Raw genomic sequence first — 17001 nt, 5'->3', positions numbered from 1 at the left:
ATTACATGTTGGCAGAAAAACTTCTTTTGAATTTGCTTATTACACTTTCACCCGTTCTGCTTTATAGTGTTCTCACCGATAATAAAAGAAAACTCGATTCTCCTGTTGTTTGCGGCTTATTGCAAAGTATAGCAGCACTAACCTGCATGATTTTTTCATATGCTAATTATGGTTTTAGTTGGGATTTGCGTTATGTTCCGTTAATCTTAGCCTTTCTGTATGCTGGTCCTGTTGCGGGAGGAATGGTTTTCACGACAGTTTTTACAGCACGATTCATCATGGGTGGAGAAACCGTTCTTTTTGGTCTCGTGAATACCGTTTTAATTGCAATTGTTCCCTTCCTCATCATGAATAGATTTTGGAAATTCACCCCAAATAAAAGAGTACTTCTCACTGCAGTAATCGGTGCATGGTCCTTGCTTGTTTGCTTTTTATCCTTAACTGCCTTCCACAGCGTCGAAGGGCAGTCATTAACCATCAATACGAAAATTCCAGATCTATTAATCGTTGGACTAATTGATACAATTGCGATTGCCATTGCCGCTAAGCTGAATGAGGGGCTAGTGGAAAGTTCAAGAATGAAGGTAGAAATACAACGAACAGAAAAACTGAATACATTAGGAGAACTTGCAGCGTCGATTGCCCATGAGGTGCGAAATCCGCTAACGGTTGTTAAAGGATTTTTACAGCTTATGCAGCAGGATGAGAAAGGGAAGAATTACGATTATTTATCTCTTGTATTAAGTGAATTGGGTCGTGCAGAGGCTATCATAAACGATTACTTGAACTTTGCGAAACCTCAATTTGAAAAGTTAGAGGAATTCCCCTTGGTTGATGTGCTATCAGAGGTGAAAATGCTTCTTGGACCTCTTGCCTTAAAGCAAGGGGTACAATTAGAAAGTAGTCTGGATACAAGTAATTTTCATCTTTTGACTGACCGGAATCAGTTGAAACAAGCACTCGTGAATTTAATAAAAAATGCGATAGAAGCAACCACTGAAGGTGGAAAAGTAACCATAACCTACAAGCTTAAAGACCATCATGCATATATCTACATAACTGATACTGGTAAAGGGATGGATCATGAACAGCTCGCACGCATAGGAACATTGTTTTATACGACAAAGGATAAGGGAACCGGTTTAGGTACATCTGTATCCTTAAGAATTATTGAAACAATGAAGGGAAAAGTATCTTACGAAAGCAAACTAGGTATTGGGACAGAAGTTACCATGATTCTTCCGGAAGGTAAAAAGGAAATTGTCAATTTTTGATATAAAAAGCTAGCCTGCTAATTAGCGGGTTAGCTTTTTTGTGTTGGAAGAGATTTACCTCAGTATACCTAAATATTTTGTTAATATAGTTATCCGGATAGTTAAAAATAACTATAGAGTTATTACGCGATGGCATTATTAGGAAAATAATTAATTTTTCAAAATATATTGCTTTATTAATAAATTAATTATATTATACCAATATACATTTTAAGGACTATATTTTCTGAACATTTCGACTTTACGTCGTGGAGGTAATAGACATGAATTTATTTAGGAAAAAATCAATTACAGCTTTGATTAAGGAAGTTGGGCAAAAAGATATAACCTTGAAGAAAGAATTAGGTGCATTTGATCTAACGATGCTTGGAATAGGTGCGATTATTGGGACAGGAATATTTGTTCTAACAGGAGTTGCAGCGGCAGAACATGCAGGTCCAGCACTAATCATTTCATTCATTTTGTCAGGTCTGGCATGTGTATTTGCAGCCCTTTGCTATGCGGAATTTGCTTCAACCGTACCGGTATCAGGCAGTGCCTATACCTATAGTTATGCAATCTTCGGAGAAATAATCGCTTGGATGTTAGGCTGGGTCTTAATCCTTGAATATGGGCTTGCTTCTTCTGCAGTTGCCAGCGGTTGGTCCGGTTATTTTCAGGGTCTTCTCTCGGGGTTTGGAATCCAACTTCCGAAGGCTCTATCAAGTGCGTATGATCCAGCAAATGGAACTTATGTGGACATACCAGCAATTGCGATAATTTTTATAATCACGCTGCTTTTGTCACAAGGAGTTAAAAAGTCCGCAAGGCTTAACACCATAATGGTTACCATTAAAATTGCTGTCGTGCTACTATTTATTGCTGTGGGTGTTTGGTATGTTGAACCTGCAAATTGGACTCCGTTTATGCCGTTTGGTTTCTCGGGTGTTGTAAACGGAGCAGCAACTGTATTTTTTGCTTATATTGGCTTTGATGCTGTTGCAACTGCTGCAGAAGAAGTGAAAAATCCCCAAAAGAACATGCCAATTGGAATTATTGCTTCATTAATGGTTTGTACTATATTGTATATTGTTGTCTCAGCTATCTTAACAGGAATTGTTCCTTATACAGAACTTGGCGTGAAAAATCCGGTTGCATTTGCACTTAATTACATTAACCAGGATTGGGTGGCAGGATTTATTTCTTTAGGAGCAATCACAGGAATTACAACCGTGTTACTTGTTATGGTCTATGGACAATCAAGGTTATTTTATGCAATTTCTCGCGATGGTTTGCTGCCTAAGGTATTTTCAAAGGTAGATAAAAAAAGACAAACACCGATTGTGAATTCGTGGATTACCTGCGTGTTAGTTGCATTTTTTGCAGGTGTATTACCGTTAAATAAACTTGCAGAACTAGTGAACATTGGAACGCTATTTGCTTTTATGACTGTTTCCATTGGGATTTTATATCTTCGTAAAAATAAGCAAGCACCTACTACAGGCTTCCGTGTACCTTTTGTACCGTGGATTCCAATATTAGCTTTCTTATTCTGTGGATATTTAGCGCTTCAGCTTCCAGCGGCTACATGGAAAGGCTTTGGAGTTTGGCTAGTAATCGGGTTGGTGGTATATTTTAGCTATGGACGTAGACATTCTAAGTTAAATGAAAATGAAGAAAAAATCAAAAAAGCAAGCTAATTCATTATTACTAAATTTTTAAAAAGGACTTGGATTATTCCTAGTCCTTTTTATGTTGGAGGTATTTTGTCGAATTTCATCGAATTTCCAAAAAAAACAAAAGGATTTTTCGTAGAAAGGTGGTAAAATGGTAGGAGATAATTTGAATCATCTTAAAAAGTTGTACCTAAGGGAGTTACAGAAATGAAAACAAGCTCCACGAGCCCTAGATTAATTTCAGAAGAGACAAAAACAATAAAATTTTTTCTAGCACTTTTTTATATTTTTTTCTATGCATATGATATTTATTTATACTATCTAGTGCCTTTCTATACGAAAGAAGGCAAGATTGGTTTATCCAGTGAAGGTTTGGGAACTATGTTCCATATAGCTGTTCTAGCGCTTCTTCCTATAGCAATATATTTTATCAAAAAGGGAAATCCCTATATTGTAAAGTATATATATCTTTTTAGCTATGCTGCTATTGAAACGACCAATAGTTTGGTTATATATATTGGTACGGATAAACCCTATGGGTCAGGAAATATTGTTGAATTGTTATTTGTATTCTTCTCACCTATCTTTGTGAATAAAAAATACTTTTGGACTGCTTCAATCTGTATGGTAGGAAAATACGTTATCATTGGTGGAATCTTGCAGCAATCTAATGTTGTACTTCCAATTATTACTTTCTTTATTCTGTCTGTCATTGCTTATTTTCTTTTAACACGGTTTACCTCCTATATTCAATCTCTAACATCTGTTCATTTAGAGCTTCGACAAAAAGAGAAACTAGCAGTAATTGGACAGATGGCAGCAGGTATTGGCCATGAAATACGCAATCCCCTTTCAGCATTAAAAGGGTTTACGCAATTGCAGCAGGAAAGAAGCCCAACTTCAAATGATTTTTATCCAATAATGATTCAAGAAATCGATCGAATCAATTCTATTGTCAACGATTTGATGTATCTTGGGAAGCCAAAAGAAATTAAGTTCGATAAAGCAAATATCGAAGAAATCATTGCTTATACGTTATCGATTACTCAACAACAAGCTGATAGGAGTGGCGTAACGATAGAAACAAAAATCGCAGGACCATTGCCTCCATTAGATTGTGATTCTCTTCAGTTGAAACAAGTATTTATTAACTTGATAAAAAATGCGATTGAATCAATGCTGAATGGTGGTAGAATAACGATAAATGTGATGGTTATAGACGGTAAAATGATGAATATTTCAATCCAAGATGAGGGATGCGGAATAGCTGAGGACAAGATTCCCAACCTGGGTGAACCATTCTTTTCTACTAAATTGGACGGAACAGGCCTTGGGTTAATGGTTTCAAACCAGATTGTTCAAGACCATCAAGGGGAAATTTCAATAAAAAGCAGTGTTGGAAAAGGAACACTGGTTAATGTAACAGTACCGATTTCACATAATTATAGAATAAAATAATTCTATAATTATACAAAAACTATCAATATAGTATATTACAACGGTATTGCCAATAAGATATAATGTAGAGGTATACAGAATTATATAGTTTTTTGTTAAAGATTGGAAGTAAATATAGGTATCAAAGTACTTATATATTTTCTAAGCATAACGAATTATATAATAAACATGTGTGAGAAATACGGAGGATCAATATGATACCACATGAAGAAAAACAAACTGTTAAATGGTATTTATTAATATCATATATTTTAATAATTGGCTGGGATTTATTCTACTATTACATTAGTCCTAAGTATATCGAAACGAATGGAGTCATTGGGCTTCCTAATGATAATAAAATATGGTATCTCAACTATATCGTGTTATTGGTAATACTGCCCATTGGGTATTATTTAAGTAAGGTAAATAAACAATATTGGATTAAATATGTATTTATAATCAGTTATTTAAGTGTATCCTTTCTTGTTGATATTATCTCATTCCTCGGCAATAATGACGGATATAAGAGTGGAAATGTGGTAGAGATATTTCTAATTCTATCATTGCCTATTTTCTTAAATACCAAATACTTTTGGTCAGTTACACTTGGATTTACACTAAAATACATTGCCACGGGAGTATTATTAAAAACGTCCTTAGTTGTCATGCCAATTGTATTACTTGTAATTTTATCTGGATTGTCATTCTTTTTATTAGTCCGCTTTCAAGGGTATGTCCGTGCACTCAGCACCTCCTATGATAACCAATTAGAGGGAATTGTTAAGGGAGTTATTGCCACGCTTGAATTAAAAGATCCATATACTAGGGGACATAGTGAACGTGTGGCAAAGTATGCATTAATGTTTGCGAATGAAATTGGCAAGTATTCAAAAGAAGAACAAAAATCCTTTTATTATGCTTGTTTGCTTCATGATATTGGTAAAGTGAATATACCTGACCAAATATTAATGAAACCAGGAAAACTTACGAATGAGGAATTTGAAATCATTAAAACTCATCCCGTTGTAGGTGCAGAAGCTGTTAAGAATGTAGAAGGAATAAAAAACAGTATTTATGTCATCCGTTCTCATCATGAGCGCTGGGATGGTAAAGGTTATCCGGACCAATTAAAGGGAGAAGAAATACCTTTACTTGCAAGAGTTTCTGCAATTGCCGATGCTTTTGATGCGATGACTTCATCTAGATCATATCGAGATGCAATGCCATTTGAAGAAGCGTATAACCGAATTATTAAAGGGCAGGGTTCACAATTTGATCCAATGCTGGTTGAAAAGTTTAAGAAGATTTATCCAGAATGGATTAAATTTCATCAAAATTATCCTTGGACAGAAAAATGGGAATTACTTAGGGAGGTGGAATAATGAAAATCCGTAAGCTTAAAAAGGTAAAAACAACTTGCTGGTGGTGTATTTATTACGGAAAATAAAAAAAGGGGATGCAAGCGAAAGCTATGCATCCTTTATTTGTAAAAATTTAGTGGAGGAGCGGCTTTTTAGATGAACATCACACTCCATTCGCGGATTTCTATTGTTCCTATTGAAATCCACAAAGATAAGAAGAATTATATAGTCGAGGACAAGCTTACTGGTGAGTTTTTTGAAATGCCGGAAATATGTATTGAAGCAATTAATATGATGAATCAAGGGCTGCTGCTAGGTGAAATTGAAACATCACTTTTGGGTAAATTCCCAAAAGATGAAGTCGATTTAGTTGATTTTGCCAATCAGCTTTTTGAACTGGAATTGATTCACCAGATTGATGGTGAAAAGATTGAAAAAGAACACATTTCAAAAGAACCATCGGGGAAGTCATTGGTTTCTCCTAAATTAGGCAGATTCTTCTTTAATAAGTTTACCGTCTTCTTGTATAGTGTAATACTCGTATTAAATATAGTAATATTCATTGTTAATCCTTCATTATTTCCCCACCGAGATGATATTTTTGTATTTGATATTATGGTCGTGAATGTAATCTTTTGGATGGCGTTTAGTTTTCTATTTGTGTTAATTCATGAATTTGGTCATGTTCTGGCAATTAGGGCACACAATCTCCCAACAAAAATGGAAATTGGCCACCGGATGTTTTTTGTTGTGTTGTTAACAGATATGTCTTCTATCTGGAGATTACCGCCTAAGGACCGAAATATTCTTTTCTTAGCAGGTCTCTATTTTGATTCCATTTTGCTTTTTATAGCGTTAATTGGCCAATTATTGTTTCCAAATAGTTCCGAATTTATCATCGGGCTAATGCACCTTGCGACATTTGATATTGTCTTGAGAATGATCTTTCAGTGTTGTATTTATATGAAAACAGACTTGTATTACGTCTTTGAGAACGTCTCAGGCTGTTACAACCTGATGGAAAATGCCAAGCAAACAATTAGAAAGCGATTTTCATTTTTAAAATTTCAACAAATGGATGAGGTAATTTTTTCGGGTGAGAAAAGAACCGTTTCCTTTTACACGCTCCTTTATTTTCTTGGGTTTGTCATTACCATTTTCCTATATTTTAATTATTATATTCCAGAAATAATTCATGTGGGCGAACAGATTCTCCCTGGATTTGTACAGCCGCCAACAAGCTTACTGTTTTGGGATGCTGTAGTCTTTTCATTACAGGTCAGCATTTTTATTTTCTTACTTCTATATTCTTGGCGAAAAAAATACCTTCTCAATAAAGTGTGACAAAACTTTGTCTAAATTTAAATTTCTAAGGGTTTTTTTCCCGACAGATGGGGGAGTTCCCCTATATAGATAACACTAACGAATTTCTTACAATAAGAGTAAGAAATTCGTTAGTGTTTTTTTTTTAGGAGGAGTTCAAATGCAGACTAATACGTCAATGAATAAAAAAACAGGACGCTCGATCGACAATGCGTTTGCGTCCAAATTTGCCAAATCAATGTTTTTATCGGTATCCGCTATCGTTATTCTATCTTTTATTGCAACGCGAATGTTTACCCATGTTGATTTAAATTTGTACGGATATATGGTTGGAACCATTGTGTTTATCGGAGGATTTTTATACCGCTTTATCGCGTGGGGCGAAAGACCGCCAACTAAAATCTTTATTAAAAAAGGTTTAAAGCTATTAAAACGAAAAAGCACCCCTAAAACAGCTGTTAATCATCTCGCCATCTATGACTTTATCAAAAACCGCGGCTTGTACCGCTGGGGGCAGCACATTTTAATCGGCTGGGGCTGTGTTCTTGCATGTTTGGTTACCTTCCCGCTCGTGTTTGGCTGGATGTACTTCACAATGGATAACAACGGCCATTATACCATCATTTTAATGGGTCTAAATTTAATGACTGTAAAAGCAGATGGAATCATCGCCTGGTTGTCCTATAATGCTTTAAATATTGCAGCTATAATGGTTACCGCAGGAGTATGTATGGCTTTACACCGCCGTTTAAAAAACATGCAGGCAAGAGCTGAACAAAAGTTTATCTACGATTTCCTGCCGCTATATTTACTGTTATTTATTTCGATCACAGGTCTTTTATTAACGGTTCAAAATGTATTTTTACACGGCTGGATGCAGCCGCAAATGTCGTTGATTCACCAGTTTTCAGTTATTGTAACGTTAATATATTTACCATTTGGAAAACTCGCACATATTCCTTTCCGTCCGGTAAGTGTTTTTGCAAGGAACTACCGTGAGCACTACGCAGAACAGGAAGAGAAAAAGTGTAAGGTATGCGGAGATTATTTCGTATCTGTTGAACAGTCAAATGATGTTATTCAAGTATTGGGAGTAAACGCGATTGAATTTAACATGGAAGATGGCTTTAATCTTGCTGAATTATGCCTTCCATGCCGAAGAAAATACAGAATATCTAGATTCTCAGGATTCGCAACGCACCAGGTAAAGGTCAAGGAGGCAAATCAGAATGCAAAGGGATAAGTTTTTTAAAGAAATTGAAAATGTAAGACATCCAAATGAAACGCTTGTAAAAACACACTGCAGCTACTGTGGAATGCAATGTGGCATGAATTTACGTGTAAATACAAAAACAAATAAAATCATCGGGGTTGAACCTCGTTATGATTGGCCGGTAACTGTCGGAAAGATGTGTCCCAAAGGGGTTACAGCTTACCAGCAGCCCAACCATGATGATCGTATATTAAAACCATTAATCAGGGATGATGCTTCCCTTAAAGGAGCAAAGGAAGGCTTCCGTGAAGCAACATGGGATGAAGCGTATGATTTAATCGTGAAAAATTTCCAGCAGCTTCAACATGATTATGGTAAAGATTCGCTGAGTGTTTACAGTGGAGTATCAATGACGAATGAAAAATGTTATTTAACTGGAAAGTTTGCACGTGTTGGCTTGCAAACACGTTACATTGACTACAATGGCCGTTTTTGTATGGCAAGTGCTGCCGGTGGCTTTATGAGATCATTTGGAGTTGACAGGGGGTCAACCCTCCCTTGGACAGATCTTCATGAAACAGATTGCTTGTTCATTGCGGGAAGCAATACTGCAGAGTGTCACCCTACATCCATGTTCCGTGTATGGGCTGTTCAAGAACGCGGAGGATATTTGATTGTAGCAGATCCTCGTGAAACCCCAATTGCGAGAAGAGCCGATGTACACTTAGATTTAAGACCAGGAACAGACCTTGCGCTTGCAAACGGAATTTTAAATCTTTTGATTAAAAATGGTCATGTAGATGAGGATTTCGTTAACAACCATACAAACGGTTTTGAAGAAACAAAGGAATTAGTGAAAGAATTCACACCAGAATATACAAGTGAACTTACTGGGGTTGCTCCAGAAAAGATTATTCGTGCAGCTGAAATTTACGGTAAAGCACCCAATGCCATCGTTATGTTTGCTCGTGGAGTTGAGCAGCAGGTTAAAGGTGTAGACAATGTTTCTGGGTATACAAATATGGCGTTAGTCACTGGCAAAATTGGCCGTCCTAAAGCAGGTGTTGCAACGTTTACTGGTCAGGGTAATGGCCAAGGCGGACGTGAACATGGTCAAAAGGCAGATGCACTTCCAGGATACCGTAAAATTGCTAATCCTGAACACGTGAAGGCAGTTGCGAAGGTATGGGGGATTGAACCAGAGGAAATGCCAAAAGAGGGCGTTTCAGCTTATGAAATGTTTGGATTAATGGAGCAAAAAGTCATCCGTGGATTGTACTTATTGTGCTCGAATCCAGCTGTTTCTGCTCCAAACTTAAATTACGTACGTGAACAGTTAAAAAATCTTGATTTCATGGTTTGTGCAGATTTTTACTTGTCTGAATCAGCTGAATTTGCAGATGTAATTCTTCCAACCACTACATGGTCTGAAGATGAAGGAACGGTTACAAATCTTGAAGGACGTTGTATAAAAATTAACAAGGCACAAGAGCCGCTTGGTGAATCGAAACCAGATTGGCAAATTCATGTTGAATTATGTGAACGTCTTGGCAGAGGAAAATACTTCTCCCATTTAAAAACAGCTAAAGATGTTAGCGATGAATTCCGCTTAGCTTCCAAAGGCGGCTATGCAGATTACTACGGAATTACTTGGGATAAAATTGAAAAACAAGACGGTGTATTCTGGCCATGTAAAGATGAAAATGACCCTGGAACACCACATATGTTCCTTGATAAAAAATTCTATCATCCAGATGGAAAGGCGAAAATATGTGCACTTCCATACCGTCCGCCTGCTGAAGAGCCAGATGAAAAATATCCTTTACGCTTAACAACAGGACGTGTAGTTTATCACTATTTATCTGGTAACCAAACAAGAAGAATCAATTTCTTACGCGACATGTGTCCTGAGCCGTACGTAGAAGTACACCCAGAGACAGCTGAAAAATATAACATTAAACATGAAGAATTTGTCCGCCTTTATACTCGCAGAGGAGAAGCGGAATATAAAGTGAAAATTACGGAGGCGATCCGTAAAGATACAGTATTTGTCCCGTACCATTTCGGTGATGATAAATCTATTAATCTCTTAACAATTGGGGCCCTTGATCCAATGTCTCGGATGCCGGAATTCAAAGCATGTGCAGCACAGATTGAAAAACTAGAACTAAAGAAGGTGCAGTAAATGAAAAAGAGGCTTTATTTAGAACTTGAAAATTGTATAGGGTGCCGCTCTTGTTTGGCAGCATGTACCCAGTGCGGCGGTCACGAGGAGCGTAACCGTAACTATGTCTACGATGTTAACCCGCTTGTTAACCGTCAGACAATGCCTCTTATGTGCCTTCACTGCGTGAATCCTGCATGTGCAAGAAGCTGTCCGGCGCAAGCCATTCAAATCCATGAAACAGGAGCCGTCCTTTCTGCTCTAGTGGAGAAGTGCATTGGCTGTCAAAACTGTACAATTGCCTGCCCATACGGAATTCCTAAGTTTGATACAGAACAAAATCTGATGTACAAGTGCGACCTTTGTATTGACCGCACAAAGGACGGAAGTCCTCCAATGTGTGCGAGTGTATGTCCATCAAATACACTACAGTGGTTAACAGATGAAGAAATTGAAGCAAAGCAAAAACAATTTAATTTAGATAATGGTAAGTGGGTTACAAGTATGCCTTACTTAGAAGGCGAAACAAATGTTAGAGTGAATCTCCCTGGTATCCTGCAGGGCGTCACCAAATTGTTTTAGGAGGGATTAACTCATGACAGATAAAAATAATAAAATCCCGTTTGATGAAGATAACTATACTCATAATATAAATCGAAATAATGAAAGAAAACTGGACCGCCGTGGTTTTATGAAAACATTAGTCGGTGCTGCTGGGGTGTTCGCTGTTTCCTCACTACCATGGGGAGCAGTGGCTGCGAAAGAACTTGTTGGTTTAGGAGTTAAAAAGTATCCGAAGCAGAAAATAGTCGACGTAAAAGCAATTTCGGTCGGTGATGCAGTTGATTTTCATTTTCCTGGTGAGCATGATAGTGCGATTTTAATCAGGCTATCTGAAAATAAATATGTGGCTTATCAAAATGCCTGTACACATCTTCGCTGTCCAGTATTTTGGCAAAAGGAAGAAGGCGATTTGCTTTGCACTTGTCATCACGGAAAATTTGATGTTGAAACAGGAGCACCGACTGCAGGACCGCCAAGACGTCCACTGCCAGAAATCTATGTAAAAGTTGAAAACGACACTGTTTATGCAGTGGGGGTGAAACGATATGAAGCGTAGTTACCTTCCTGTGGCCCTCCTTCTTGCTGTGTTAATGCTGAATATAATTGTTACACAATATATGGTTCATCAATATTTTTATCAGAACTATGTAAGCACCATTGTGGCTGGAATTATGAATCTCATATTATTTCCACTTGCGTTTCTCATCTATAAAAAAGGTGTGAATGTTAATGACTAGTGAAACGTATCTTGATTTTTGTTTTATGAGAGGACAATCGGGTGGATTTTCCCATGAAATTGAACAAATATTAAAAGAGACATTTGGGAAGAAACGTTTGAATTGGTACCTGGAGGAAAAGACCATTGATGGTGCAGAATTAGTAATTGCCGAGGTAAAAGGGATGAGTGATTGGAATTCAGAGGAAGAAACGATCCTTTTCCTTGAAGAAAATGCGGGCGATAAGTTTTGGGAGTATCTTCAAGGCTATAAAATGTTTATCTACCCCGTAAAGAGAGGGTGTTACAGCTGTGGAACCCATTAATCTAGAGGAACTGCGGGAATTTGTTGGGGCTCGTGTTGAAGTAAGTGTTCACGACCAACAGGGTGGAGATCAAGCACCAGCTATAAATAAGAAGCTAGAAAAAATAGAGTACTGTCCAGACCATACGCATATCCGCTTCTATTTTGATCGTTTCAATTTTATAGCTGTTCCCCTTGCCAGCGATATGGCTCATTCCGAAACTTTATTTTCAGCGTCCGACACTGAAAGTGGTTTAACCTACACATTTAGACTCATTTAATTTATCAATGTAATAGATAAGGGTAAGGGAGGGAAAGCAGTGGATTACTCTGCATCTAGAAACCAAATTGGTTCCTATATCATTCAAGCTCAGGAGGAGGAAATTAAGAGAATTTCCTTGGAGCTTCATGAAGGTGTAGGACAAAACTTATTTAGCATACTAACGGGTTTAAAATTAGTTGAATCCGGCATACATGAGGAACAATATAAAAATTATTTACATGAAATGACTCAGCTGATCGAGAAAACCATGCAGGAAATTCGACTGCTTTCTGTTGAACTGTACCCCCCTGCCCTAATAACTCTGGGATTACTTCCCGCTATTAAGAGTTATATTAAGGTTTACACTTCTACTTTTGGAATTTTAGTTGGGCTTTCCTCCACTGGAGAAGAAAAGCATATACCAGAACAATATAGTATTGCAGTTTTTCGAGTTTGTCAGGAGGCGCTGGCTAACATTGCCAAATATGCTGATACATCAAATGTAAAGATGGATCTATCTTGGAGTAACAGTGAATTGAAAATTACTATTTTTGACTTCGGCAAAGGCTTTCAAAAAGAAGATCTTGAAAAGAACCCTTATGCACTTGGAATTGCTACAATGAAGGAGAGAATGCTTCTAACTGGCGGACAATGTGAAATTTCCTCTAAAATAGGAGAAGGTACGTCTATTGAAATATCTCTTCCTATCTAGGGAGAAAAGGGGAGTTACCATTTGATCAAAATCTTATTAGTTGATGACCATGCTGTGGTAAGAAGCGGCTTAAAGATGCTATTGAATACAAATCCTGAGATGGAAGTAATCGGAGAAGCTTCTGAAGGAAATGAAGGCATCAAAAAAGCGTTAAAGCTTAAACCAAATGTTGTTATAATGGATTTAAGTATGCCTCATGGAAAAGATGGATTATCAGCTACCGGAGAACTAAAAAAGCAAATGCCTGAAGTTAATATCCTTATTTTAACTATGCATGATGATGAGGAATACTTATTCCGGGCGGTTCAGGCTGGAGCGTCTGGCTGTATTTTAAAGAGTGCTCCACATGATGAGTTAATGTCCGCAATTGAATCCGTTGCAAATGGAAATGCCTATCTCCATCCTGCTGCAACGAAGCGATTAATGGAAGAATACCTGGGCAGCCTCAAAACTGGCACTAATGATACCTATAATCTATTATCAGATCGAGAAAAAGAGGTCCTTACACTTATTGCAAAAGGGTATTCCAATAAGGAAATTGCTGAACAGTTAGTGATTAGTGTAAAAACGGTAGAAACTCATAAAGGGAATCTAATGGAGAAACTTCAGATGAAAACCAGACCAGAATTAGTAGAATTCGCTGTTAAAAAGGGGTTATTAGGTTATGGAATTTAAGGGGTTTTTTCAAGGATGACCGAGCTTATGGGGATGTCACAGGTAAATAAAGTCTGTGAAGCGTTAAAGAAAAGAATAGGCTGCGAATTTGTCGCTTTAGCACTTCAAAATGAGGTAGGACCAGATGTAAGGTGGCATTATGCTTCAGGCAATTTAAATGATAAATATAAAAGAATCACCGTCCGGTTCGGAAAAGGGGTTGCTGGGAAAATTATTTCGAGCGGCAGTCCAATGATGTTGATTGACTTTCCAAACGATATTTATGGAAAGGTAACAGATCATCCTATTATGCTTGCTGAGAAACTTGTTTCCTGCTATGCAGTGCCTATGTTTTTTAATTCCTTGCCAAAAGGTGTGCTGCTAGTTGGGAAGAGGGAAAAATATACATTCTCCGAAGATGACCAAGAAATGGTTCAGGATGCTGCCTTGGAATTAGAGCAGATATTACAAAACCAGAATATAGGCTAGAAGGGGGATATGTATGGACAGAGACCGGCAGCAGCGTGAGTTTGCAAACCTTGAGTTAGAATTAAAAAAATCGATGCAGGAATTAATCGATATAAAGTTTGCCCTTGATGAATCTTCGATTGTGGCAATTACAGATTCAAGGGGTACGATTACATATATTAATGAACAATTTAGCCAAATCTCTAAGTATCCAAAAGAAGAACTTTTAGGCCAGGATCATCGAATATTGAATTCCGGATACCACCCGAACAGTTTTTTTAAAGAAATGTGGAAAACCATTGGCTCGGGGAAGGTTTGGAAGGGCGAAATACGCAACCGTGCAAAAGATGGAACATTTTATTGGGTCGATACGACGATTGTTCCGTTTATGAATGATAAAGGAAAACCATATCAATATTTAGCAATCCGCTATGAAATTACCGAACGAAAGCGGGTTGAACAGGAATTACAGAAAATGATGACCACGATAATCGATGTTCAGGAAGAAGAACGAAAGCGCTTATCACGAAATTTACATGATGGGATCGGGCAGAATTTATATAGTCACCTCATTACCATCAATCGCTTGCATTCTGAAATGGATCATCCTCTGCTAGAGCAAATGCAGAATGAAGCCACTCAATTAATAGAGGAAATCCGGGATATTTCATGGGAACTGCGTCCATCTGTACTAGATGATCTTGGACTTGTTCCTGCGATCCGTTCCTTTCTGTCTCGTTTCTCAGAAAACTATCATATCGATGTTTATTTTGAGTGTGTATTAAATCGCCGCTTAGACATCGCTATTGAAATAACCATTTATCGTATTATTCAAGAAGCATTAACGAATATACGAAAGTATGCGGAGGTTTCCGATGCTGCTGTCACAATTAGAGAAATGGATGAAGTTGTTAGAGTAATGATTGAGGACAAAGGGAAAGGATTTGAACTGGATTCCGAGTCCCGCGGTGTAGGCCTGTTTAGTATGGATGAACGTTCACGGGCGGTAGGAGGAGAACTAACCATAAACTCTACACCGGGTAAAGGAACAAGGATCATACTAGAAGTTCCATCAACCCCGAAATCAAAAAAATAGAACCAAGCACTCGTGCTTGGTTCTATTTTTATTTTCTAGCTTCAGCGCCTAGGGGCTGAAGCATTTTTTTTTATATCTTAAAGGAACTTTTTAAAGATACAATTCGGTTAAAGACCAGTTTATCCACTGTCGTATGTTTAGGATCTACGTTGAAATATCCATGCCTAAAGAATTGAAATTTATCGTGTGGCCTGCTTTCTCTCATGTTAGGCTCGACAAATCCCTGTAATACCACAAGTGATTCTGGATTTACGTTGTCGAGGAAGGTCTTTCCCTCTTCAGCAGTATCCTCATCAGTATTATCAAGAATTAATGGTTCGTATAGACGAAATTCTGCTGGAACAGAATTTGTAGCTTCTACCCAATGAATCGTTCCCTTTACCTTGCGACCGGTGAAGCCAGTACCGCTTTTGGTTAATGGGTCATAGGTGCAGCGCAGCTCAATAACTTCTCCGTTTATATCCTTGATTACTTCTTCACATTTGATAAAATAGGCATGTTTTAGGCGAACTTCATTACCAGGGAAGAGACGGAAGTATTTAGCCGGAGGATTTTCCATGAAATCGTCTTTTTCAATATAAATTTCACGAGAAAATGGAATTTTCCGCATGCCCATTTCTGGAACCTCAGGATTAATCTCAGCGTCAAGTAACTCTATTTGACCTTCTGGATAATTCGTAATGACCACTTTTAACGGATTTAGAATTCCCATTGTCCGCGGTGCCTTTAACTTTAGGTCTTCTCTGACAAAGTGTTCGAGCATTTGTGAATCGACAGCTCCGGAACCTTTCGAAACACCTGTTTCCCGGACAAAATTACGGATGGATTCAGGGGTGAACCCTTTGCGTCTCATGCCGGAAATCGTTGGCATCCGCGGGTCATCCCAGCCATCAACAAACCCTTCGTCAACAAGTTGCTTTAGTTTCCGCTTACTCATCACCGTGTTTGTCACGTTTAAACGGCCAAATTCAATTTGCTGTGGCGTACTTTCCATTTCGCATTGTTCCACTACCCAGTTATAAAGTGGACGTTGGTCTTCAAACTCAACTGTACAAATGGAATGGGTTACGTCTTCAATCGCATCCTCAAGAGGGTGTGCGAAAGCATACATCGGATAAATACACCACTTATCACCGGTATTATGATGTGTAGCATGAGAAATTCGATAAATGACAGGATCACGTAAATTGATATTAGGAGACTTCATATCAATTTTAGCGCGAAGAACTTTTTGTCCATTTTCAAATTCTCCATTGCGCATCCGTTCAAATAAATCAAGATTTTCCTCAACTGAACGATCGCGATACGGGCTCTCTTTACCAGGAGAGGTCAATGTGCCGCGGTATTCACGGATTTCGTCAGCGGATAGGTCATCCACGTATGCTAGTCCCTTTTTTATTAATAGCACGGCACGTTTGTACATTTCTTCAAAATAATCAGAAGCAAAGAATAAGTTATCCCAATCAAAACCAAGCCATTTTACATCTTCCTTAATCGAGTTAACATATTCGACATCTTCCTTTAACGGATTGGTGTCATCAAATCGTAAATTGGTTTTTCCGTTAAATTCATCCGCTAATCCAAAGTTAATGATAATGGATTTAGCATGGCCGATATGTAAATATCCGTTTGGCTCTGGAGGGAAACGAGTGATAATTTTATTATGCTTACCTGATTCCAAATCCTTAATCATAACATCTTTTATAAAATTAGAACTTAGATTTTCCACTCTATTCAACCTCTTTCTTTCATCTCTATTACTTATAAATAACATAAATTATGATATTTTTCCATTG

17 protein-coding genes are annotated in these 17001 nt (G+C 37.7%); 16 read left to right on the top strand and 1 reads right to left on the bottom strand.

Features of this window, described 5'->3' with window-relative positions; translation table 11 throughout:
* Positions 1–5 precede the first annotated feature (5 nt).
* The 16 genes from QFZ31_RS16505 to QFZ31_RS16430 all read left to right on the top strand — a co-directional run bounded on the left by QFZ31_RS16505 (position 6) and on the right by QFZ31_RS16430 (position 15205).
* The gene (locus QFZ31_RS16505) at positions 6–1274 is read left to right on the top strand and encodes an ATP-binding protein (protein WP_307304560.1); all 1269 of its coding nucleotides are present in this window, start codon (positions 6–8) and stop codon (positions 1272–1274) included.
* Between the two features lie 263 nt (positions 1275–1537).
* On the top strand, positions 1538–2953 hold the full coding sequence (locus QFZ31_RS16500) for an amino acid permease (RefSeq protein ID WP_307304557.1): 1416 nt from the start codon (positions 1538–1540) through the stop codon (positions 2951–2953).
* Between the two features lie 183 nt (positions 2954–3136).
* Positions 3137–4387 carry an ATP-binding protein gene (locus tag QFZ31_RS16495; RefSeq protein WP_307304554.1) on the top strand — a complete coding sequence of 417 codons (1251 nt, stop codon included), beginning with the start codon at positions 3137–3139 and terminating at the stop codon, positions 4385–4387.
* Positions 4388–4581: 194 nt separating this feature from the next.
* Positions 4582–5751, top strand: coding sequence for an HD-GYP domain-containing protein (locus QFZ31_RS16490; RefSeq protein ID WP_307304552.1), 1170 nt, complete (start codon positions 4582–4584; stop codon positions 5749–5751).
* Positions 5752–5886: 135 nt separating this feature from the next.
* The gene (locus tag QFZ31_RS16485; protein WP_307304549.1) at positions 5887–7074 is read left to right on the top strand and encodes a hypothetical protein; all 1188 of its coding nucleotides are present in this window, start codon (positions 5887–5889) and stop codon (positions 7072–7074) included.
* A 139-nt stretch (positions 7075–7213) separates the two neighbouring features.
* Positions 7214–8296, top strand: a complete 1083-nt coding sequence (locus tag QFZ31_RS16480) for a hypothetical protein (RefSeq protein ID WP_307304548.1) — start codon at positions 7214–7216, stop codon at positions 8294–8296.
* Positions 8283–10451: a molybdopterin oxidoreductase family protein gene (locus QFZ31_RS16475; protein ID WP_307304545.1), complete on the top strand. Its 2169-nt coding sequence runs from the start codon at positions 8283–8285 to the stop codon at positions 10449–10451. Before QFZ31_RS16480 ends, QFZ31_RS16475 begins: the two co-directional genes overlap by 14 nt.
* Positions 10452–11012 carry a 4Fe-4S dicluster domain-containing protein gene (locus tag QFZ31_RS16470; RefSeq protein ID WP_307304542.1) on the top strand — a complete coding sequence of 187 codons (561 nt, stop codon included), beginning with the start codon at positions 10452–10454 and terminating at the stop codon, positions 11010–11012.
* Between the two features lie 13 nt (positions 11013–11025).
* Complete coding sequence (locus tag QFZ31_RS16465; RefSeq protein ID WP_307304540.1) at positions 11026–11550, top strand: ubiquinol-cytochrome c reductase iron-sulfur subunit; 525 nt, start codon at positions 11026–11028, stop codon at positions 11548–11550.
* Complete coding sequence (locus tag QFZ31_RS16460; RefSeq protein WP_179602490.1) at positions 11540–11731, top strand: hypothetical protein; 192 nt, start codon at positions 11540–11542, stop codon at positions 11729–11731. Before QFZ31_RS16465 ends, QFZ31_RS16460 begins: the two co-directional genes overlap by 11 nt.
* Entirely contained in the window at positions 11724–12035 is a 312-nt protein-coding gene (locus QFZ31_RS16455) for a hypothetical protein (protein ID WP_307304536.1), read from the top strand. Before QFZ31_RS16460 ends, QFZ31_RS16455 begins: the two co-directional genes overlap by 8 nt.
* Positions 12022–12294: a hypothetical protein gene (locus QFZ31_RS16450; protein WP_307304533.1), complete on the top strand. Its 273-nt coding sequence runs from the start codon at positions 12022–12024 to the stop codon at positions 12292–12294. Before QFZ31_RS16455 ends, QFZ31_RS16450 begins: the two co-directional genes overlap by 14 nt.
* A 39-nt stretch (positions 12295–12333) precedes the next feature.
* Positions 12334–12987, top strand: a complete 654-nt coding sequence (locus QFZ31_RS16445) for a sensor histidine kinase (RefSeq protein ID WP_307304530.1) — start codon at positions 12334–12336, stop codon at positions 12985–12987.
* 21 nt (positions 12988–13008) lie between these two features.
* Positions 13009–13662 carry a response regulator transcription factor gene (locus QFZ31_RS16440; protein ID WP_307304527.1) on the top strand — a complete coding sequence of 218 codons (654 nt, stop codon included), beginning with the start codon at positions 13009–13011 and terminating at the stop codon, positions 13660–13662.
* Positions 13663–13677: 15 nt separating this feature from the next.
* The gene (locus tag QFZ31_RS16435; protein WP_307304526.1) at positions 13678–14130 is read left to right on the top strand and encodes a GAF domain-containing protein; all 453 of its coding nucleotides are present in this window, start codon (positions 13678–13680) and stop codon (positions 14128–14130) included.
* A 13-nt stretch (positions 14131–14143) separates the two neighbouring features.
* Positions 14144–15205, top strand: a complete 1062-nt coding sequence (locus QFZ31_RS16430; protein WP_307304525.1) for a PAS domain-containing protein — start codon at positions 14144–14146, stop codon at positions 15203–15205.
* Positions 15206–15275: 70 nt separating this feature from the next.
* Here QFZ31_RS16430 and QFZ31_RS16425 read toward each other — a convergent pair whose 3' ends face one another.
* Positions 15276–16979 carry a glutamine--tRNA ligase/YqeY domain fusion protein gene (locus tag QFZ31_RS16425; RefSeq protein WP_373459859.1) on the bottom strand — a complete coding sequence of 568 codons (1704 nt, stop codon included), beginning with the start codon at positions 16977–16979 and terminating at the stop codon, positions 15276–15278.
* Positions 16980–17001 lie beyond the last annotated feature (22 nt).

Origin of the sequence: Neobacillus niacini (assembly GCF_030817595.1) — a bacterium.
In the GTDB taxonomy this organism is placed as follows: Bacteria; Bacillota; Bacilli; order Bacillales; family Cytobacillaceae; genus Neobacillus; species Neobacillus niacini_G.
This window is presented reverse-complemented; position numbering and strand designations above follow the sequence as displayed.